General features: G+C 65.0%; 20 protein-coding genes, 3 tRNA genes and 2 rRNA genes. 9 read left to right on the top strand and 16 right to left on the bottom strand.

The features are described from left to right. Window positions 1–28: 28 nt before the first annotated feature. Window positions 29–568, bottom strand: coding sequence for an NUDIX hydrolase (locus P8R42_19510; GenBank protein ID MDG2306791.1), 540 nt, complete (start codon window positions 566–568; stop codon window positions 29–31). A gap of 56 nt (window positions 569–624) precedes the next feature. Between P8R42_19510 and P8R42_19505 the strand changes: the two genes are divergently transcribed. Next, a complete protein-coding gene (locus P8R42_19505; protein MDG2306790.1) occupies window positions 625–1,095 on the top strand; it encodes a pyridoxamine 5'-phosphate oxidase family protein in 471 nt (156 codons plus the stop codon). 16 nt (window positions 1,096–1,111) lie between these two features. Here P8R42_19505 and rplI read toward each other — a convergent pair whose 3' ends face one another. The 7 genes from rplI to P8R42_19470 form a co-directional block, all read right to left on the bottom strand. After that, window positions 1,112–1,576 (bottom strand): 50S ribosomal protein L9, encoded by a 465-nt coding sequence (rplI, locus tag P8R42_19500; protein MDG2306789.1) that lies wholly within the window; start codon window positions 1,574–1,576, stop codon window positions 1,112–1,114. Window positions 1,577–1,604: 28 nt separating this feature from the next. Beyond that, entirely contained in the window at window positions 1,605–1,988 is a 384-nt protein-coding gene (gene rpsR / locus P8R42_19495; GenBank protein MDG2306788.1) for a 30S ribosomal protein S18, read from the bottom strand. A 33-nt stretch (window positions 1,989–2,021) separates the two neighbouring features. Further along, window positions 2,022–2,459 (bottom strand): 30S ribosomal protein S6, encoded by a 438-nt coding sequence (rpsF, locus tag P8R42_19490; GenBank protein MDG2306787.1) that lies wholly within the window; start codon window positions 2,457–2,459, stop codon window positions 2,022–2,024. Between the two features lie 23 nt (window positions 2,460–2,482). Then, window positions 2,483–3,094 (bottom strand): aminoacyl-tRNA hydrolase, encoded by a 612-nt coding sequence (pth, locus tag P8R42_19485; GenBank protein MDG2306786.1) that lies wholly within the window; start codon window positions 3,092–3,094, stop codon window positions 2,483–2,485. Between the two features lie 3 nt (window positions 3,095–3,097). Next, the gene (locus P8R42_19480) at window positions 3,098–3,784 is read right to left on the bottom strand and encodes a 50S ribosomal protein L25 (GenBank protein ID MDG2306785.1); all 687 of its coding nucleotides are present in this window, start codon (window positions 3,782–3,784) and stop codon (window positions 3,098–3,100) included. 77 nt (window positions 3,785–3,861) lie between these two features. Further along, entirely contained in the window at window positions 3,862–4,836 is a 975-nt protein-coding gene (locus P8R42_19475; protein MDG2306784.1) for a ribose-phosphate pyrophosphokinase, read from the bottom strand. 53 nt (window positions 4,837–4,889) lie between these two features. Beyond that, window positions 4,890–4,962, bottom strand: a tRNA-Gln gene (locus P8R42_19470). A gap of 152 nt (window positions 4,963–5,114) precedes the next feature. Between P8R42_19470 and P8R42_19465 the strand changes: the two genes are divergently transcribed. Then, window positions 5,115–5,186, top strand: a tRNA-Arg gene (locus tag P8R42_19465). A gap of 217 nt (window positions 5,187–5,403) precedes the next feature. Here the strand turns inward: P8R42_19465 and P8R42_19460 are convergent. Then, window positions 5,404–6,102, bottom strand: coding sequence for a hypothetical protein (locus P8R42_19460; GenBank protein MDG2306783.1), 699 nt, complete (start codon window positions 6,100–6,102; stop codon window positions 5,404–5,406). Between the two features lie 154 nt (window positions 6,103–6,256). On the opposite strand from P8R42_19460, the gene P8R42_19455 reads away from it, so the two are divergent. The 5 genes from P8R42_19455 to P8R42_19435 are packed head-to-tail and all read left to right on the top strand — an operon-like array spanning window position 6,257 to window position 9,742. Continuing rightward, window positions 6,257–7,051, top strand: coding sequence for an ATP-binding cassette domain-containing protein (locus P8R42_19455; GenBank protein ID MDG2306782.1), 795 nt, complete (start codon window positions 6,257–6,259; stop codon window positions 7,049–7,051). After that, window positions 7,048–7,836, top strand: coding sequence for an MlaE family lipid ABC transporter permease subunit (locus P8R42_19450; GenBank protein ID MDG2306781.1), 789 nt, complete (start codon window positions 7,048–7,050; stop codon window positions 7,834–7,836). The genes P8R42_19455 and P8R42_19450 overlap by 4 nt, the downstream gene beginning before the upstream one ends. After that, window positions 7,836–8,291, top strand: a complete 456-nt coding sequence (gene mlaD, locus P8R42_19445) for an outer membrane lipid asymmetry maintenance protein MlaD (protein MDG2306780.1) — start codon at window positions 7,836–7,838, stop codon at window positions 8,289–8,291. Before P8R42_19450 ends, mlaD begins: the two co-directional genes overlap by 1 nt. 12 nt (window positions 8,292–8,303) lie before the next feature. Next, window positions 8,304–9,122, top strand: a complete 819-nt coding sequence (locus P8R42_19440; GenBank protein ID MDG2306779.1) for a VacJ family lipoprotein — start codon at window positions 8,304–8,306, stop codon at window positions 9,120–9,122. Beyond that, complete coding sequence (locus P8R42_19435) at window positions 9,119–9,742, top strand: ABC transporter substrate-binding protein (GenBank protein ID MDG2306778.1); 624 nt, start codon at window positions 9,119–9,121, stop codon at window positions 9,740–9,742. The genes P8R42_19440 and P8R42_19435 overlap by 4 nt, the downstream gene beginning before the upstream one ends. A 319-nt stretch (window positions 9,743–10,061) precedes the next feature. On the opposite strand, the gene P8R42_19430 is transcribed toward P8R42_19435, so the two are convergent. From P8R42_19430 to P8R42_19410, 5 genes are read right to left on the bottom strand one after another with little or no spacing between them, the layout of a single operon-like run. Further along, entirely contained in the window at window positions 10,062–10,352 is a 291-nt protein-coding gene (locus P8R42_19430) for a (2Fe-2S)-binding protein (protein MDG2306777.1), read from the bottom strand. Between the two features lie 58 nt (window positions 10,353–10,410). Beyond that, window positions 10,411–13,590, bottom strand: a complete 3,180-nt coding sequence (locus P8R42_19425) for an error-prone DNA polymerase (protein ID MDG2306776.1) — start codon at window positions 13,588–13,590, stop codon at window positions 10,411–10,413. 57 nt (window positions 13,591–13,647) lie between these two features. After that, a complete protein-coding gene (locus tag P8R42_19420; protein MDG2306775.1) occupies window positions 13,648–14,118 on the bottom strand; it encodes a hypothetical protein in 471 nt (156 codons plus the stop codon). Window positions 14,119–14,166: 48 nt separating this feature from the next. Continuing rightward, window positions 14,167–14,877 (bottom strand): MBL fold metallo-hydrolase, encoded by a 711-nt coding sequence (locus P8R42_19415; GenBank protein MDG2306774.1) that lies wholly within the window; start codon window positions 14,875–14,877, stop codon window positions 14,167–14,169. A gap of 58 nt (window positions 14,878–14,935) precedes the next feature. Further along, window positions 14,936–15,343, bottom strand: coding sequence for a response regulator (locus tag P8R42_19410; protein ID MDG2306773.1), 408 nt, complete (start codon window positions 15,341–15,343; stop codon window positions 14,936–14,938). Window positions 15,344–15,475: 132 nt separating this feature from the next. Here P8R42_19410 and P8R42_19405 point away from each other — a divergent pair, with 132 nt between their 5' ends. Both P8R42_19405 and P8R42_19400 read left to right on the top strand, forming a co-directional pair. Further along, window positions 15,476–15,823, top strand: a complete 348-nt coding sequence (locus P8R42_19405; GenBank protein ID MDG2306772.1) for a hypothetical protein — start codon at window positions 15,476–15,478, stop codon at window positions 15,821–15,823. A gap of 80 nt (window positions 15,824–15,903) precedes the next feature. Then, window positions 15,904–15,977, top strand: a tRNA-Met gene (locus tag P8R42_19400). 584 nt (window positions 15,978–16,561) lie between these two features. On the opposite strand, the gene rrf is transcribed toward P8R42_19400, so the two are convergent. Together rrf and P8R42_19390 are read right to left on the bottom strand one after the other, a co-directional pair. Continuing rightward, window positions 16,562–16,678: ribosomal RNA gene (rrf, locus tag P8R42_19395) — 5S ribosomal RNA — on the bottom strand. A gap of 135 nt (window positions 16,679–16,813) precedes the next feature. Next, window positions 16,814–17,217: ribosomal RNA gene (locus P8R42_19390) — 23S ribosomal RNA — on the bottom strand; the annotation flags it as partial.

Below are 17,217 nucleotides of genomic sequence, written 5' to 3'. Positions count from 1 at the left end.
GCCGAAAAGGCCCATTCTACCGTCTTTTTCACGAGAGCAGCCCCCGAAGCTGCGCGCGGCAGAGAGCGACGGCCGTCTTCGCATCGATCACGGTTCCGTCCGCGACCCACCGCAGGGCCTCCGCAACCGGGACGGGTCTCACCTCTGCAATGACCTCATCCTCGTCCAACTTCTGCTGCGCGCGGCCCAGGCCACGGGCCAGGTACAAGTGGATCCGCTCACAGGCGTAGCCCGGGGCCGGGAGCATCTCGCCCAGATCGGTCCACTCCTCGGCCGTGAACCCAGTCTCTTCGCTCAACTCCCGGCGTGCACAGTCCAGGGGCGGCTCCTCGCCGTCCCTCGTGCCCGCAGGGACCTCCCAGAGGTACTCCCCGGCAGCGTGCCTGTACTGGCGAATGAGGACGATCTCGTTCGAATCGGTGACCGCCAGGATCGCGGCCGCGCCCGGGTGACGGAGGATCTCCAGGTCCGTCGTATGGCCACCGGGAAGCTCCACCCGCTCCACCCCGATGTCGAGCACCCGTCCCTTCAGGATCGAGCGACGTTCGAGAACACGAGATTCGGCCATCCGGCGATCATACGTGCTCGTTGCGGGCACGACCACTCTGTACTACCCGCGTGGAAATGAGCACGAACCGACGAGGTGCGATCGAGATGACCGACGAGGAGCGCCAGGCGTTCCTCGGCCAGGGAAAGACCATCTACCTCGCCTCGAACGGAGAGGACGGATACCCGCACCTCATCGCCATGTGGTACGCGATCGACGGCGACGCGGTCGTGATGTCGACCTACCGAAAGTCGCAGAAGGTCCGGAACCTGCTGCGCGACCCGCGGTGTACTCTCCTGCTCGAAGAGGGCCCCACGTACGCCGAACTCACCGGCCTGTTCCTCCGCGGCCGGTGCGAGGTCATCGACGACGAAGCGACGACCCTCGAGACACTCCGGAAGGTCGGAACGAGAGCCGGTGGATCTACACCAGCAGGGACCAAGGCCGAGGACAGCCTAAGGAAACGCGCGAAAAAGCGCGTCACCCTCGTCTTCCGCGCCGAGAAGACGCGGAGCTGGGATCACCGGAAGCTGGGCGGGACGTACTAAGACGCGCTAGGACGTACTACTCGGCCCCGTCGGCCGACTGGTCCTGGATCACCTTCAAGGTGATCGTCGCTTTCACGTCGTGGGCTATGCCGACGGTGATGCGATAGGTCCCGAGGCGCTTGATCGGATCGGCCAGGTCGATGCGTCGACGATCCACCGAAAGGCCCTTGGCGCTCAGAAGCTTTTCGATGTCGATGTTCGTGACGGAGCCGTAGAGCTTGTCTTCGTCGCCGGCACGCGCCGTGACTTCGAGAACCAAGCCTTCGACCTTGTCGGCGATGCCCAGAGCGGACTTGCGCTCGGTTTCGCGCTTGGCCTCGACCAGCAGCTTCTGGTGGTCGATCTCGGTGACGTTCTTGCGGTTCGCCACGACCGCGATACCACGCGGCAGGAGGTAGTTGCGGCCGTAGCCGGGCTTTACCTTGATGACATCGCCCATGGCGCCGAGATGCTCGACGTCCTCGCGGAGAATCACTTCCATTGCACGCTCCTGATCCGAGGCTCGCCGACTAGCGGCGGAGCAGCGTGAAGGGAAGAAGCGCAGACGCGCGAGCCCGCTTGATGGCGGAGCACAGGCGGCGCTGGTGGCGCGCGCAGTTCCCGGTGATGCGGCTCGGAATGATCTTGCCGCGCTCGGTCACGAAGTTCGCGAGGACCTTCGTGTCCTTGTAGTCGATGATGATCGACTTCTCGGCGCAGAAGCGGCACACCTTACGGCGACCGCCACCGCGACGGCGAGCCGGGAACCGGTCCTCAGAGCGTCCGCGCGAGCGACGGTCATCGCCCCCGCTGGAACCGCCACCACCACCACCGCCGCCGTAGGACGGGCGCGACGAAGGTACGGGCGCAGAAGGCGCCGCGGGAGTGCTCGTAGTCTCGGTGGTCTCCGACATCTTCTCTTCTCTTTTCCTACTTCTGCTCTAACTTCAGGAAGCCGCGGGGGCGTCCGTCGGCGCTTCGACGGCTGCGGGCTTCTGCTCTTCGGCTGCGGCCTCGGCTGGGGCCGCGCCTTCTCCGTCTTCACCGGTGCCGCTCTCGGGGTCGCGTCGCGGACGACCGATCTCGAGAGGGGGACGATCGGGATCGACCCGGATCGTGATGTAGCGAAGTGCGTGATCGGAGATGCGCAGGTTGCGCTCGAGCTCGGCAACGATCGCGCCGTTGCCCTCGAAAACGACGACCTGGAAGATCGCGCGCTTCTCCTTCTTGATCGGGTACGCGAGATCGCGGAGCCCCCACTCGGCAACCTGCTTCACCGAGCCCTCGTTGGAGGAGATGATCTCGCTGACCTTCTCGACCTGCTCCTTGACCCCCGCTTCCCCAAGATCGGGGTGCAGGGCGATCGTGATCTCATACGTACGCATTTCGCCTCCGGAAAACGGGCTTGCTAGCAACCGGACCCGTCCGGTTCAACGGGCTTCTCGGCCCACGTGTTGACGTTCTTCATCGCTGCTTGGAAATCCAGCCGCAACCAGTCCAAAGCCCCGTCGCGCGCTCTCACCACAGCGCCAGCCATCTCCTCGTCCGCAGACCCCGGAAAACGCTCCAGAACGTACTCTGCGGTGTCCTGCCCGGCCAGTGGCCGGCCTACGCCGAACCGGAGACGGCAAAAATCCCGTGTTCCGGTCTCTTCCTCGATCGACAGGAGGCCTCGATGCCCCCCCATGCCCCCACCCTGCTTCAGTTTTAGACGCCCGATCTCGAGATCGACGTCGTCGTGCACGACCAGGACGTCCGTGGGGGCGACGGCCCAGTCTTCCAGGAGAGCCGCCAGAGGCTCGCCGCTTCGGTTCATGTAGCTCTGGGGTTTCGCGAAAAAAATCTCGCCGAAATCCTCAGAAGACGCCCGGCTCCAAAGCGCCCCGTGATCGGCACGCTCCAGGGGAGCATCCACCCGCGCCCCGACCGCGTCGACCACCACGAAGCCGATGTTGTGCCTCGTGCCGTCGTACCGCGGACCGGGATTGCCCAGGCCGACGATCGCCCGTCGTTCTCCCAAGGGTCAGGACTTGTCCTTGTCCTTGTCCCCGCCTTCCGACGACTCCGCCGGCTTCGCATCGCCCTCGCCGCCCTCGGCAGCAGGTGCCGCATCGGCCGCGTCGGCCTCTTCGCCTGCCAGCTTTTCGGTGACCGTCGGAGGCTGCACCGACACCACCGGCTGGTTGTCGCTGCGAGTCAACTTCGCACCGTCGGGGAGCACCAGGTCGTTCTCGTGAAGAACGTCGTGGATCGCGAGAGGTGTCACGTCGACGTCGATCGACTCCGGAATCTGCGTAGGCAAGCAGCTGACGTGCAACTCGCGCAGAATCGGCTGCAACAAGCCGCCGAGAGTCACGCCCTCCGGCTTTCCGACGAAGTGCAGCGGGACGCGCACGTCGATCGGCTTGTCGAGCGGAACCTCGATCAGATCGACATGTAAAGCGCCCTCACTGACCGGCTCCACCTGGACGTCGCGCACGAGGACCATCTTGCCGTCGAGGTCGCTCTCGGGAGACTTGAGCTGGATCAGATGCGTCCCCTCGAGTCCGCGAATGCCACGCTCGAACGTGGTCAGATCCATCTTCAGAGGCATCGCCTCCGTGCCGGGACCGTAGAAGATGCCCGGCAGCTTGCCTTCCATGCGAACGCGTCGAGCCGGGCCTTTGCCGCCCGTTTCGCGCTTTTCAACTTCGAGTACCAACGATTCCATATGATTCGACTCCTCGCGCTGCCCCTTCCGAGGGGAACCGCTTACGTCCGATGACCGCTTACTTCAGATGACTGATTTCAGATGAAGAGTGAGCTGATCGATTCTTCGTGATGGGTCCGGCGGATCGCTTCGCCGATGAGTGGAGCGACGTTCAGGGTGTGGATCTTCTCGCACCGGCCGGCGTGCTCGCCGAGCTGGATCGTATTGGTGACGATCAGCTCCTTGATCTGTGATTTCTCGAGGCGTTCGATGGCCGGCCCCGAGAGGACCGCGTGCGTGCAAACCGCCAAAACCTCTTGTGCCCCAGCGGCAATCGCCGCCTCGGCCGCGTTCGTGAGGGTGCCGGCGGTGTCGACCATGTCGTCGACAAGGATGGCGATTCGGGAGCCTACCTCGCCGATGATGTTCATCTCGGCCACTTCGTTGGGGCCTGAGCGGCGCTTGTCGATGACGGCCAGAGAGCCGTCGAGCCGCTTGGCGAATGCTCGTGCGCGCTCCACGCCGCCGGCGTCCGGTGAGATCACCGTGCAGGGCGTCCCTGCGACTCGCTCGCGCAGGTGTTTCAGGAGGACCGGCGTCGCGTAGAGATTGTCGACCGGGATGTTGAAGAAGCCCTGTATCTGGCCGGCATGCAGATCCATCGTGAGGAGGCGCGAGGCGCCTGCGGTCTCCAGCAGATCGGCCACGAGCTTGGCGCTTATCGGTGCCCGGGGCGCGACCTTCCGATCCTGCCGCGCATACCCGTAATACGGAACGACCGCCGTTATGCGCCCGGCCGACGCACGCTTCAAAGCGTCGAGGATGAGCAGCAGTTCCATCAGATGGTCGTTCCCGGGCGTCGAGGTCGACTGAAGAACGAAGACGTCGCCACCGCGGACGTTCTCCTGGATGTCGACGTTGATCTCGCCGTCGCTGAAGCGTCGGAGCTCTGCCCGGGCGATGTTCACGCCGAGGTAAGCGGAGATGTCCCGCGCGAGCTCGAGGTTCGAGTTACCCGCAAAGATCTTGATCGAGTCCTTTGCGACGTCGCCGTGGGTATTTCCGTCGGTCATGAATTTCCGTTCGGACAGTCTGCTGGAATCCCCCGAGCCGTGTTCCCTGTGAACTGGGCGGGAAGGATTCGAACCTTCGAATACCGGGACCAAAACCCGGCGCCTTAACCGCTTGGCCACCGCCCATTGGGAGGCTCGGCCCCAGTCGGGTCTCTACCCTTCGACTGCGCTCGTCGCCAGTCCAGCGCCGTGATGGCCTCCAAAACCCACCCAGACTAGGGCAGAATCCGCCATCGGACGTGGCAGCGTGACCGACGTTGAGGTATGGCTGGGGCCACGCGCCCGTAGTGAAATGGATATCACGAGGGTCTCCGGAACCCTAAGTCCAGGTTCAATTCCTGGCGGGCGCATCGTAGTTCCAAAGGCAGGAGGCAACTACAGAAACTCGACTCGCACGAGACGGCGCGATTCTGGATTGCGCGGTTTTTGCCCGGAGTGGCGCAAGAGGCCGCTCTCGCAGTTTGTGACTGAATCGCGCAATGGAGCAGGCGTTCATCCGTGAACGCCTGCGTGCAACGGCCGTGGGGCGCTCGGGGGATCCCAAGAGGCGCACTACTGCACTCGACGCTACCGTCGGCGGACTCGCCTGCGGGTGCCTTCCGCGTCCACGAGGGTCGCGCGACGCAGCTCGCCCCCGCCGGTAGCGACCAGGAAGGCTCGATCCGCTCCCCCGTCTGCGAGCTCCGCCTTCAGGGCCTGGGCCCCGTCGCAGAGGAAGGTGTTGCAGATCTCCGCGCGCATCTCGCGGGGCAGCGCGCACCCGGCCGTGGCATGAAAGACGCAGGAACCCGAGAAGCTACGTTCCGGCAACGCCCCAAGATAGGCCTTGGCGATGCTCGCCCCGGTGGCCGTCGGCCGGGTCGACCAGAAGCGCCGGATGTCCGGCGAATCCAGGTAGGCATGCTCCCCGGCTGTGAGGCAGCAATGACCACGGCACGTGGCGCACGCGTCGCCCAGCATCGGGCTGCTGTGCTGGGTATCGCCGCGGGCACGCTCGCGGCCGTCGGCAGGGTCCAACTCCGCAACTTCCTGCTCGACTTCTTCGATCAGCTGCTTCAGGTGACCCACAAAGCGGCTGCGGCGGTCGGCTGGGAGTCGAGCGGTGCGGCGGTCGTTGGACGGCACGACCGCGACCGCAACGCGGTCCGGCCGGCCCGGCTCCCGCGGCGGCAGGACGGACTGTCGCCAATCGTCGGCGAGCGTGCGCAATCGCGCCACCTCCTCGCGGTGACGCCTCACGCTGCTGCGCTCGTTCTTGCCGCTCATCGCCGGTCCCTCCTCTCGACATACCTGAGGTGTCCTACTTGAGCACCGTCGCGCTCCGAGTGGCTACGTCTGCAGACGATCGCTGAATGCACCCGGTCGCTGGTACCTTCTTGGGGCCTCTGATATTTCCGCAAGGGATCCGTCGGATTTGACCATGGAAGGCTCCCCCGCGTACGACGCGCACGTCCGGTTCGAACACGTCCGAATGCACTTCGGCGAGCGAACCGTCTTCGACGACCTCACCTGCGGGTTTCCTCGCGGCCAGATCTCCGTCCTCCTGGGCGGCAGTGGCTCCGGGAAGAGCACGCTCCTGAGGCTCCTAGGAGGCCTGATCCGCCCCGAGGCTGGGCGCATCTTCGTGGGGGACGAGGAGGTCACTGGCGCCTCCGAGGCCGCGCTTTACTCGGTCCGATCCCGGATCGGCATGCTCTTTCAGGGCGGCGCCCTTCTCGATTCCCTGACGATCTTCGACAACCTCGCGCTCCCGCTCCGGGAGCACTCCGACCTGCCGGCCGACGCGATCGCGACCGCGGTCCGCGCCCAGCTCTCGTCGGTGGGTCTCGAAAAGATCGATCACCTGCTCCCGGGGCAGCTGTCCGGCGGCATGCTGAGGCGTGCGGCGCTCGCCCGGGCGATCCTCCGGGAGCCCGAGATCCTCCTATGCGACGAGCCCTTCTCTGGGCTGGACCCGGCCTCGGTGAAGCGGATCGAGATGCTTCTCGCGAAGATCAATCAGGAGCGCGGGATCACCGTCCTCGTGATTTCCCACCACATAGCCTCCACTCTGCGGCTTGCCGACCACGCCCTGCTCCTCCTGCCCGGACGCTCGGTCGAGGGGAAGCCGGCCGACCTGCGGCGCAGCGAAGATCAGGAGGTTGCCGACTTCTTCGATGAAGACCTCGCAATAGACGACGTGACGCTCGCGCCGTCAGAGACCATCCAGCCATGAGTGTGGCGGACGCAGTTCGGGAGATCGGCTGGCGGGGGCTCCAGGTCCTGTCCGAGCTCGGGCGGATGCTGACGTTCACGTTCGCGTTCCTGCGGGCCGCCCTGACGCCACCACTGCGCGGGCGGCGATTCATCGAAGAGATCTACAATCAGGGCTTCCTGTCCCTGATCATCGTGTGCGTCTCCGGCCTCGCGGTGGGTATGGTCCTGGGCCTCCAGGGCTACAACACGCTCGTTCGCTTCGGCGCGGAGAGCTCGCTCGGCACCGTCGTCGGGCTGAGCCTCATCCGGGAGCTGGGGCCGGTGCTCACCGCGCTTCTGGTCGTCGGGCGCGCCGGCTCCGCGACTGCCGCCGAGATCGCATCGATGGTCACCTCCGAGCAGCTCGACGGCCTCCGGATGATGTCGATCGACCCCATGGAGATCGTCGTGGCGCCCAAGGCGCTGGCGCTGATCTTCGTAATGCCGATCCTGACGACCCTATTCGTCCTCTTCGGGCTCACCGGCGCGTTCTTTGTCGGGGTCGGGCTCATGGGGCTCGACCCGGGGATCTTCGTCTCGGGTCTAAAATCGTCCATCCGGTTCTCCGATGACATCGGGGGATGCTTCTTCAAAGCCTTGATCTTTGGTTTCCTCGCCGGTTTGATCGCGACTTTCCGTGGATACAACGCTGCACCTACGGCCGCGGGAGTCAGCGCCGCAACGACGTCGACCGTCGTCACCACGTCCGTGGCGGTTCTCATCGGTGATTACTTCGTGACAGCACTTTGGGGGTTCCGAATTTGATGAGTCGATCGCCGCTCCGCGATCTCCTCGCGGGTGTGTTCGTCGTCGCCGGCCTGGCGGCAGTGGCGTTCCTCGCGTTCCGCGTGGGCGAGGCGCCGTTCTCCCACAAGGGCGGACTCGCGCTATATGCAACGTTCGACGAAGTGTCGGGCTTGAAGCCCCTCGCCCCCGTCGACATCGCCGGCGTCCGTGTGGGTCGCGTCACGGGGATCTCACTGAACGATGACTATCGAGCTCGGGTGAGCATGGATCTCAATCCAGGGCTCGAACTGCCCGTCGACACGAGCGCCTCGATCATCACCGGTGGACTCCTGGGTGATCGCTACATCTCGCTGCAACTCGGCGGCGAAGAGGAGATCCTCGGAGACGGCGAAGAGATCGCCTTCACCGAGTCTGCCGTCGTGCTCGAGCGACTCATCGGCAAGCTAGTCAATAACCTCGGCTCGTCGGACTGAGGACTGCAAAGCATGAACGTTCACCCCATCGCCCTGACCGCTCTGCTGAGCCTACTGCTCGTACCCACCTCGCTGGTATCGAACGCGTCCGCCCGCGGCCCGGCCTGCTCCGAGCCGGGGGAAGCTTCGGTCAACGACGACGACCCGTTCGAACCGTTCAACCGGGCCATGTTCTCGGTGAACGACACCCTGGACGGGTACATTCTCGAGCCGACCGCACGCGGATGGGACTTCGTCGTGCCCCACCCGGTTCAGCGCAGTATCAGCAACTTCTTCGACAACCTGCTGTTCCCGATTCGCTTCATCAACAATCTCCTGCAGGGAGACATCGACCCGGCGGCGATCACCGTCACCCGCTTTGCGGTCAACACCACCATCGGGCTCGGCGGCGTGTTCGACCCGGCGACCGCACTGGACATGCCCATCCAACGCGCCGACTTCGGCCAGACGCTGGGTAAATGGGGCTCGCCCCCTGGACCGTATCTCGTCTGGCCCATCTGGGGCTCCTCGAACATTCGCGACACGACGGGCCTCCTCGTCGATGCGTACTTCGGAGTGCAGACCTTCTTCATCGACCTGCCCATTTTGATCGGATCGACGGCGATCAACGCCTTGAACGCACGCTCACTGAATCTCGAGACGGCCCAAGGCGCGCGCGACGCTTCGTTCGACCTCTACGTCGCCGCACGCAATGCGTACCAACAGCAGCGTCTCGAACACATCAAAGGCATCGAGGCGGCTCGCGCCGAGCGCGATGCCGACCTGTACTTCTTCGAGGAAGACGATTTCGAAGACGTCGCAGTCCCGCTGGACGAAAAGGACGCACCATGAAGCTCCTGGCCCCGCTCCTCACCCTTGCGATCACACTCTCCACCTTCGGGATCGCCCGGGCGGAGGGCCCGCGCGACTTCGTCCAGGAGACCGCGAATCAGGTGCTCGTGGTGTTGAAGGATCCGAAGCTCGACTCCGACGGGAAGATCGCCGCGATACAAGAGATCGCCTACGCGCGGTTCGACTTCGCCACCATCTCGCGACTGGTGCTGGCGCGGAACTGGAAGAAGCTCTCGCCGGAGCAGCAGCAGACGTTCGTCCGCGAGTTCAAGAAGCACCTGTCCGTCACGTACGGGAAGAACGTCGACAGCTACGCAAACGAGACCATCGAGATCACCGGCGACCGCGAAGAACCCCGCGGCGACTGGACGGTCCAATCGAGGATCGTTCGCGGGAGTGCGGCCGACGACATCCTGGTCGACTACCGGCTGCGCAAGAAGGGCGACGACTGGCGCGTGATCGACGTGGTGGTCGAGCGGATCAGCCTCGTCTCGAACTTCCGCTCACAGCTTCAGGAGATCGTCTCGCGCGACGGAGTGGACGAGATGCTGGCCGTGCTGGCGGAGAAGAACGCGTCGGGAGAGAGCATCATCCCCGAAGACGAGCGCGGACCGAGCTGAGCCCGCCCAACTGAGAACTTTGGGACACAGAGTAAATCGAAAGTGTAAACTTTTGATTACTCTTCCGCGGCTCGATCGGGGGTCGGCTCCTCCCCAGGAGCGGGCGGGGAATGCCTCTCGTGGAGATCCCCTCCGTCGGAATCCAGCGGAATCCAGTGTTCTCTACCGCCGTCTCGCCAACCGTCAGGGTCGGCGGAGAAGTTTGAACCTCGTCGCGACTTTTCCATTGGGGCACCTCTCGTGGACACAGAGAAATGCAAGCGAGATGCCAGCTACACGACCTGTGTAGCGGCGCTCGGGGCCGCAGGCGGAGGAGCGCTCAGCCGAGCGCAGCGACGGGGGAACAGAAGCCCGTCGGGTCGGTCGTGCGCGGCTCTCTCGTGGCGCAGGCCGGCTCCACGCCGGCCTTGGCCTGGGCCGCCCTCGCCTCGGCCGCCCTCGCCTCGGCCGCACGGTGCTCCCGGATGATGTCGCGGATCGACCCGTGGCAGCCGCCACAGCCGGCCCCCGCACCACAGGCGCTCGTGACCTTCTTACGGCTGGTGGCGCCGTTCACGATGGCCTCGCGAACTTGCTTCTCGGAGACGCCCTGACAGAGGCAAACGACCATTTGAGAATAATGCCGAAATTGAAAGTCATTATCAAGTAGGTTTGTGAGGGAAATTTCATCAGCGGAAATCGTGGGAAGGGGGCGTGGGCCCGTCCAGGCCCAGCGGTTCCATCTGATCCACCCGCAAATGGGTCACGTCGTCCTTGCGCTGAATCTCCCCCTCGAGGACCACCAAGGGATGGGCAGAGAGGACGCGGCGGAGGTCCGCATAGCGGCTTGGCGTGATGACCGCGTTTCCGATGCCCGTTTCGTCCTCCAAAGTCAGGAAACAGAAGCCCTTTGCGGTCATCGGGCGCTGGCGGACGATCACCAGCCCCGCCGTCGTCGCCCGACTTCCATCCGCGAGAAGCGCCATGTCCGCCACCGGGACGATCCCGCGGCGGTCGAGATCTTCCCGCAGGTGGGCCATCACGTGAGGGCCGGTCGTGATGCCGCTCGCGCGGTAGTCGGCCAGAGTCTCCTCCAGCCGCGTCATCGGTGGCGGCCCGGCACCCGACACCGGCGACGGCAACCCCGACAAGAGCTTCTCACTCGGTTTGGGCAGACCGGCCACCTGCCAAAGAGCCGCACGCCGGGACGGATCGGCGAGCCCACCCAAGGCTCCGAGCTCGGCCAGAGATTCCCCTTCACGCTGTTGAAGCTCCGCCCGATGTACGAGGTCGGCGACATCACGAAAGGGTGCCTCGTTCCGACTTGCTTCAAGCCGCCGTGCCGACTCCTCGCGCAGACCTCGAACGAACCGAAGTCCCAAGCGAACGGCCGGGCCCTCCCCCTCCTTCGTTCCGCGCTCCATGGTGGATTCCCAATTCGAACACGTGACGTCGATCGCGAGCACACGAACGCCGTGCTGTTGGGCGTCCTTCACGAGTGTCGAGGGATGGTAGAAGCCCATCGGCCACGCGTTGAGCAGCGAGCACAGGAAGGCCGCCGGGTGATGCGCCTTCAAGTAGGCGGAGGCATAGGCGATCAACGCGAAGCTCGCCGCGTGCGACTCCGGAAAGCCGTAGAGCGCGAACGACGTGATGCTGCGAACGATCGCCTCCGCGGCGTCGCCCTGAATGCCGTTCTCGTCGAGTCCGGTGCGCAGGCGCTGTTCGATCTCCTGCATCAATTGCACCGAACGCTTGAAGCCCATGGCTCGGCGCAGTTCCTCGGCCTCACCGCCACTGAACCCTCCGACGGCCATCGCAACACGCAGCAGTTGCTCCTGAAACAAAGGCACGCCGAGAGTGCGCCGAAGGATCGGCTCGAGGCGCGGGTGTGGGTACACGATCTCCTCACGCCCCGACCGCCGATTCAGGTACGGGTGCACCATCTGCCCGACGATCGGACCGGGGCGGATGATCGCGACCTCGACGACCAGATCGTAGAACGTCTTTGGTTTGAGACGAGGCAGGGTTGCCATCTGCGCGCGTGACTCGATTTGGAAGACGCCGACCGTATCGGCACGACGCATCATCGCGTAGGTCTCGGGGTCGTCCACCGGGAGCTTCGCGAGATCGAGGTCAATGCCTTCGTACTCCCGCACGAGGGGGAGCGCCTCTTCGAGTACGGCCATCATTCCGAGGCCGAGCAGGTCGATCTTGATCAAACCGAGATCGGCGCAATCGTCCTTGTCCCACTGCACGACCGTGCGCCCCGGCATGCTTGCGGGTTCGAGTGGAACGACTTCGTCGAGACGACCGGCGGCGATGACGAGTCCGCCCGAGTGTTGCCCGAGATGTCGGGGCAACCCTTGAAGCGATTCGACACATCGCACCAGGAGCTTCACGCGCGGCGATTCGACGTCGACGCCTCCTTCGCGCAATCGCGAGACGAGGTTGTCGTTCTCGTCGTGGAACCCGATGTGCGCCATGTGCTTGCTCAAGCGGTCGAGTTGGAGCGGCGCGAAGCCGAGCGCCTTGCCGGCTTCCCGAAGAGCGCTCTTCGCCCGGTAGGTGATGACGTTTGCCGTCATAGCGACACCGGAGCCCGCCGTATTGATGTCCGCCGGGCCGCGGCGAATCGCCTCGGGGGGACCGTAGCGTCGATAGACGTACTGGATGACCTGCTCGCGCCGGTCGCCCGACGGAAGATCGAGGTCGATATCCGGCCATTCCCCGCGCTCCTCGGAGAGGAACCTCTCGAAGAGAAGCTCCATCCCAACCGCGTCGACGGCCGTGATGCCGAGCGAGTAACAGACCGCACTGTTGGCGGCCGAACCGCGCCCCTGCACCAGGATCCCTTGATCGCGACAGAACCGCACGATGTCCCAGACGATCAGGAAGTAGCCGGACAACTCGAGCTTGCCGATCACTGCAAGTTCGTGGCGAAGCTGTTCTTCGACGCGACTCGAGAGAGGATGCCCGTAGCGTTCGCGCGCGCCGTCGAACGTAAGCCGCGCGAGCATCCCCTGGGACGTCTCGCCGGGGCCGACCGGGAACTCGGGGAAGCGATAGCCCAAACCGTCGAGCGTGAACTCACAGCGCTCGGCGATCGTGCGCGTGGCTTCGATTGCTCCCGGGAAGTCGCGAAAGCGCATCGCGGTGACCTGAGGCGGCACGAGGTGCTGCTCGCCGTTGATGGGGAGCCGACGGCCCGCGCGGTCGAGCGTGGTCTTCTGGCCGATGCACGTGAGGACGTCGAGGACCCGACGGTCGCTGCGCCGAGCGGCGCGGACGTCGCCGCTCGCGACGAGTGGAATCCCGACGGAATCCGCGAGATCGCGCAGGACTCGCGTGCGGCGCTCGACACGCGGATCGAGGGAGCGCTGGACGTCGACCCAGACCCGCGAGGGGAAGATCCCCTGCAACCATCCCGACAGCTTCGTGGCCCGCGCTGAATCCCCCCGACGGAGCGCGTTGGTCAGGGGGCTCTCCCCGGCTCCGGCGAGGCAGATCAGACCCGCAGCGTGTTGCTCGAGTTCCGCGGGCTCGACGAGGGACGTGCCCTTCTCCCCGCGTGCCTGACCTCGGGTGAGGAGCTTGCTGAGATTCCGATACCCGGTGCGACTCTCGACCAGCAGGAGCAGCCGGCCGGACGAGAGCGTGACCTCGGCACCGACGATCGGCCGCGTCCCGGCGGCCTTGGCCGCCTTCCAGAAGCGTGGTGCCCCGTAGAGGCCGTCGCGATCGGCCAAAGCCAACGCGCCGTGCCCCAACTCGGCCGCGCGCCGGATGAGATCCTCAGGCGGCGACGACCCCGCGAGGAAGGAGAAGGCGCTGCGACAGCGAAGTTCGACGTAGCCCCAATCGGACACGCCCCTTCTTCGCCTTTTCTTCGCCCCATGACAAGAACGAAGTGACGATCGTGCACTTCAGGGGGAGTTCGCCGGCTCGCCGAGCTCCGCGGGTGCCACCGGCTCGGCCTCCCGGGGCTCGGCCTCCGGGGGCTTGGCCCAACCGCCGGCCGCGTCACGGATATCGACCCGACGTCCATCCACGACGACGACACTCGTCACGAGCAACGGCCGTTCACCGGGCATTACCCGGCCGACCACCATGATCTCCTCATCGACCTTCAGCGACAAACCGAGGCGATCACAAAGCTCGTCGGGGGCGACCAGGACTGCGAGTTCCTTGCCACCGGCCAGTTCGATGACCAGACGAACGGGCCCACTCTGTCCGCGGGTCGAGGCCGCGATGCGGCCCGATATCTCTTCAGACGCTCCGGCGGCACCGAGCCGCGGGACCCCCTTGCGGGCCGCCGGCGCCGGCTCGGCCGAAACCGGCGAACCGATTCCCAGAAGGACCAACGCACCGACCGCGACAACCGTTCTTCGAAACAAGCGCATCCCTTTCGGACTTAGTTCCACAGGGGCGCGGAGTAAAGGCCTTCAGCGACGTTCGAGAAACGCCGCGATCCGCTCTCGTGCATCGCCCAGAAGCGCGGGGCCATGGCTGGGCGCGACATCGTCGACGCCGATGTCGGCGAGCCTCCGCATTGATGCTTCGGCGGCCACGAGGTCGGCGGTCACCCCCGGGGCCGGGTCGTAGCCGACGCCGCCGCGGACGTTGAACAGTGCATCTGCGCAGAGCACCAGGCGATCCTTCTCGTGGACCAGCGCGATCTGCCCGGGGGTGTGTCCGGGCATGCCGACGACGGACAAGCCACCGAGGCGATCGCCTTCGGCGAGCGTTCCCGCGACCTTCACCGGCTGGACCTGGCGCTGCTGCATCCAATGGTTCAGCGTCAAGGATATTTTCGAGCCGAGACTACAGGCCGCCGACGCGAGAGAGCGCCCGTCCTCGATGTACGGGCGTTCCGCCTCCGAGCAGAGGATCTCCGCGCCGCACTCCGTCGCGAGGATGCCGGCGCCGCCGATGTGATCGGAATGAGCGTGGGTGAGGATCACGTGCGTGATGCGATTCGGCTCCGGCAACGACTGCGCGGCCGTGAGAATCGCGTACGCCCAGCCGGGAAAGCCCGCATCGACGGCGAGCAGACCGTGCTCGTGGCGAACGAGGAACACGGCCACTTGGAAGCGCCCATGGAGATCGATCGCCGCAACGTGGCTGCTGATCGGACGAAGCTTGGCTACCGGCATCGCCGCGGGAGCCTAGCGTCCCGGTCGCGGCGCGTCACCTCGACCGCCTTCGGGGCGCTCAGGAGGCCAGATCGGGATTGCCCGGACGCTTACGCAGCATGTCCTTCGCGACCTCTCGGATGCGGTCCGGGGCACACGGCTTCGTCAAGTATAGGTTGCAGCCGGCCTCGAGAGCCCGCTCACGGTCGGCCGGCTCCCGACCGGCACTGAGGGCGACGACCGGAATCTCGCGCCTGGCAAACCGCCGCCGTAACTCCTCGGCGACCTGAGCGCCGTCCATGCCCCCCGGCATCGTCATGTCCAGGAACACGAGATCCGGCTGAACGGCGACGGCCGCGGCGATGGCCGCCGGCCCATCCGCGGCTTCGACGACCCGGCACCCCACGCGCCGGAGGATGTCCATGACGGACTGTCGAATTTCCTTATCGTCGTCCACGACTAGCACGGTAGGATCAAGAGTCGTCATGATTAGGAGCCTCCAGGAATATGCCAGAGGCCAGGGCAGAGCGCACGCCAGTTTCCACAATTTCGTCGCATTTTCTTTGCCCCGACGAGCGCTTGGTTGAGATCGAGGCCCTGCTTGGCTAACCAGCCACCCATGGCGCAAGCAGACCAGGAGCTCCTTCGTTCCGTTATCCGCTCGATCGACAAGAGGATCGCGTGGGAACCTCTGACCTCGAAGGACGACAAGGTGCGGATCAACCTGCGCGTGTCGCAGGGCGAAACAGTCGTCGAGATCCCGAGCGAAGAGGTCGAGGAAGCGCACGAGGGTGGCGTCGCCCGCAACCGACTTCGTGAACGCCTGAAACGCGGCAAGAAGCGCATCCTGGATGCCCGCCCCCCGTACATGCCTTGGGTTCTCCCGAAGATCGAGCCCATCGGCGCGCCCGGCCCGCGTGGCGGCTGGGGTGGTGGTGGTGGTGGTGGCGGCCACGGCCGTCGCTAAGCCAACCAGATTTTGGAGTAAACCTGCTGGAATCCCCCCGCTCCGTTGACAGCGTGCGAGTCGCTCGTTAACACCTGACGCGCGGGGTGGAGCAGTCCGGTAGCTCGTCGGGCTCATAACCCGAAGGTCGTAGGTTCAAATCCTACCCCCGCAACTTCATTTCTCCTGCTTTGCTCCAGCAGGTCGAACCAGCCGGCAGCGTGGCCTTGTACGGCCCCCCGGCGCGGGAAGAACACGCGCAGGGCGGATCCGCGCGGCAGGTCTAGACGATCTCCCCGGAACGTGGGTCGACCTCGACGACTCACGAGTGCAGCCGTCGCGTCCAGGTCGACTAAGGCGAGGAGGTCGATGTCCCGGAGCGAGATCAGCGCCTGCCGCCCCGTAGCCTGGTTCCCCGACGCGTCGGGGTTGGGCCAATCCACGAGCTCGCTCGAGTTCGGGTGGAGTACATCCCGGGCGCGCGCGAGACGCTTCAGAGCCGCCTTCCCCGCCGCCACCTGCTTGGTCAGGTCCGCGATGGTCTGAAGCCGCTCGTCAGAGAGCCGGGAGCCGCAGAGGGGCTGCCCCTGGAACTCCACAGTCCGGTCCACGACCGCAAAGGTGTACAGGCGCCGTTGCGAGTCTACCGCCACATCGTCGTGGTAGACTCCACGGCGTCTCCATCTGGTAGCGTCGCCCCAGACTGTGGGTAAACGAGAAAAGGCCCGCCGTCGTTAGACAGCGGGCCTTCTCGAAAGATCCCGGCGGTGTCCTACTCTCCCACGTCGAGAACGACGCAGTACCATCGGCGCTGAAGGGTTTCACTTCCGTGTTCGAGATGGGAACGGGTGGGTCACCTTCGCCATAACCACCGAAAATTGGGGATCTTCATGCCCACAAACCAAAGCTAAGAAACACAAGCTAAGTTTGCGGACATCCGCACGACGAAGCGTGCGGAAATCATATTGGCCGATTAATCATTGAGTTCTCGAGCGTGGTAGCTCGTCATTAGTGGTCAAGCCTCACGGTCCATTAGTACAGGTTAGCTTCACACATTGCTGCGCTTCCACATCCTGCCTATCAACGTCGTAGTCTTCGACGGACCTTCAGGGGGCTAAGCCCCAGGGAAATCTCATCTTCAGGTGGGCTTCCCGCTTATATGCTTTCAGCGGTTATCCCGTCCGCACGTAGCTACCCGGCGGTGCCACTGGCGTGACAACCGGAACACTAGAGGTACGTCCCTCCCGGTCCTCTCGTACTGAGGAGAGCTCCTGTCAAATTTCCTGCGCCCACGGCGGATAGGGACCGAACTGTCTCACGACGTTCTGAACCCAGCTCGCGTGCCACTTTAATCGGCGAACAGCCGAACCCTTGGGACCTGCTCCAGCCCCAGGATGTGACGAGCCGACATCGAG

The sequence above is a fragment of the Candidatus Binatia bacterium genome, assembly GCA_029243485.1.
GTDB lineage: Bacteria > Desulfobacterota > Binatia > UBA12015 > UBA12015 > VGTG01.
This window is presented reverse-complemented; position numbering and strand designations above follow the sequence as displayed.

What these genes read in the sequence shown, in the direction of transcription:
- mlaD (MDG2306780.1), top strand. Translation starts at nt 7,836, where the DNA reads ATGAGTCGATCGCCGCTCCGCGATCTCCTCGCGGGTGTGTTCGTCGTC.
- P8R42_19455 (MDG2306782.1), top strand. Translation starts at nt 6,257, where the DNA reads ATGGAAGGCTCCCCCGCGTACGACGCGCACGTCCGGTTCGAACACGTC.
- P8R42_19505 (MDG2306790.1), top strand. Translation starts at nt 625, where the DNA reads ATGAGCACGAACCGACGAGGTGCGATCGAGATGACCGACGAGGAGCGC.
- P8R42_19440 (MDG2306779.1), top strand. Translation starts at nt 8,304, where the DNA reads ATGAACGTTCACCCCATCGCCCTGACCGCTCTGCTGAGCCTACTGCTC.
- P8R42_19450 (MDG2306781.1), top strand. Translation starts at nt 7,048, where the DNA reads ATGAGTGTGGCGGACGCAGTTCGGGAGATCGGCTGGCGGGGGCTCCAG.
- P8R42_19510 (MDG2306791.1), bottom strand. Translation starts at nt 568, where the DNA reads ATGGCCGAATCTCGTGTTCTCGAACGTCGCTCGATCCTGAAGGGACGG.
- P8R42_19475 (MDG2306784.1), bottom strand. Translation starts at nt 4,836, where the DNA reads ATGACCGACGGAAATACCCACGGCGACGTCGCAAAGGACTCGATCAAG.
- P8R42_19410 (MDG2306773.1), bottom strand. Translation starts at nt 15,343, where the DNA reads ATGACGACTCTTGATCCTACCGTGCTAGTCGTGGACGACGATAAGGAA.
- rplI (MDG2306789.1), bottom strand. Translation starts at nt 1,576, where the DNA reads ATGGAAGTGATTCTCCGCGAGGACGTCGAGCATCTCGGCGCCATGGGC.
- rpsR (MDG2306788.1), bottom strand. Translation starts at nt 1,988, where the DNA reads ATGTCGGAGACCACCGAGACTACGAGCACTCCCGCGGCGCCTTCTGCG.
- P8R42_19480 (MDG2306785.1), bottom strand. Translation starts at nt 3,784, where the DNA reads ATGGAATCGTTGGTACTCGAAGTTGAAAAGCGCGAAACGGGCGGCAAA.
- P8R42_19460 (MDG2306783.1), bottom strand. Translation starts at nt 6,102, where the DNA reads ATGAGCGGCAAGAACGAGCGCAGCAGCGTGAGGCGTCACCGCGAGGAG.
- P8R42_19435 (MDG2306778.1), top strand. Translation starts at nt 9,119, where the DNA reads ATGAAGCTCCTGGCCCCGCTCCTCACCCTTGCGATCACACTCTCCACC.
- rpsF (MDG2306787.1), bottom strand. Translation starts at nt 2,459, where the DNA reads ATGCGTACGTATGAGATCACGATCGCCCTGCACCCCGATCTTGGGGAA.
- P8R42_19405 (MDG2306772.1), top strand. Translation starts at nt 15,476, where the DNA reads ATGGCGCAAGCAGACCAGGAGCTCCTTCGTTCCGTTATCCGCTCGATC.
- P8R42_19430 (MDG2306777.1), bottom strand. Translation starts at nt 10,352, where the DNA reads ATGGTCGTTTGCCTCTGTCAGGGCGTCTCCGAGAAGCAAGTTCGCGAG.
- P8R42_19415 (MDG2306774.1), bottom strand. Translation starts at nt 14,877, where the DNA reads ATGCCGGTAGCCAAGCTTCGTCCGATCAGCAGCCACGTTGCGGCGATC.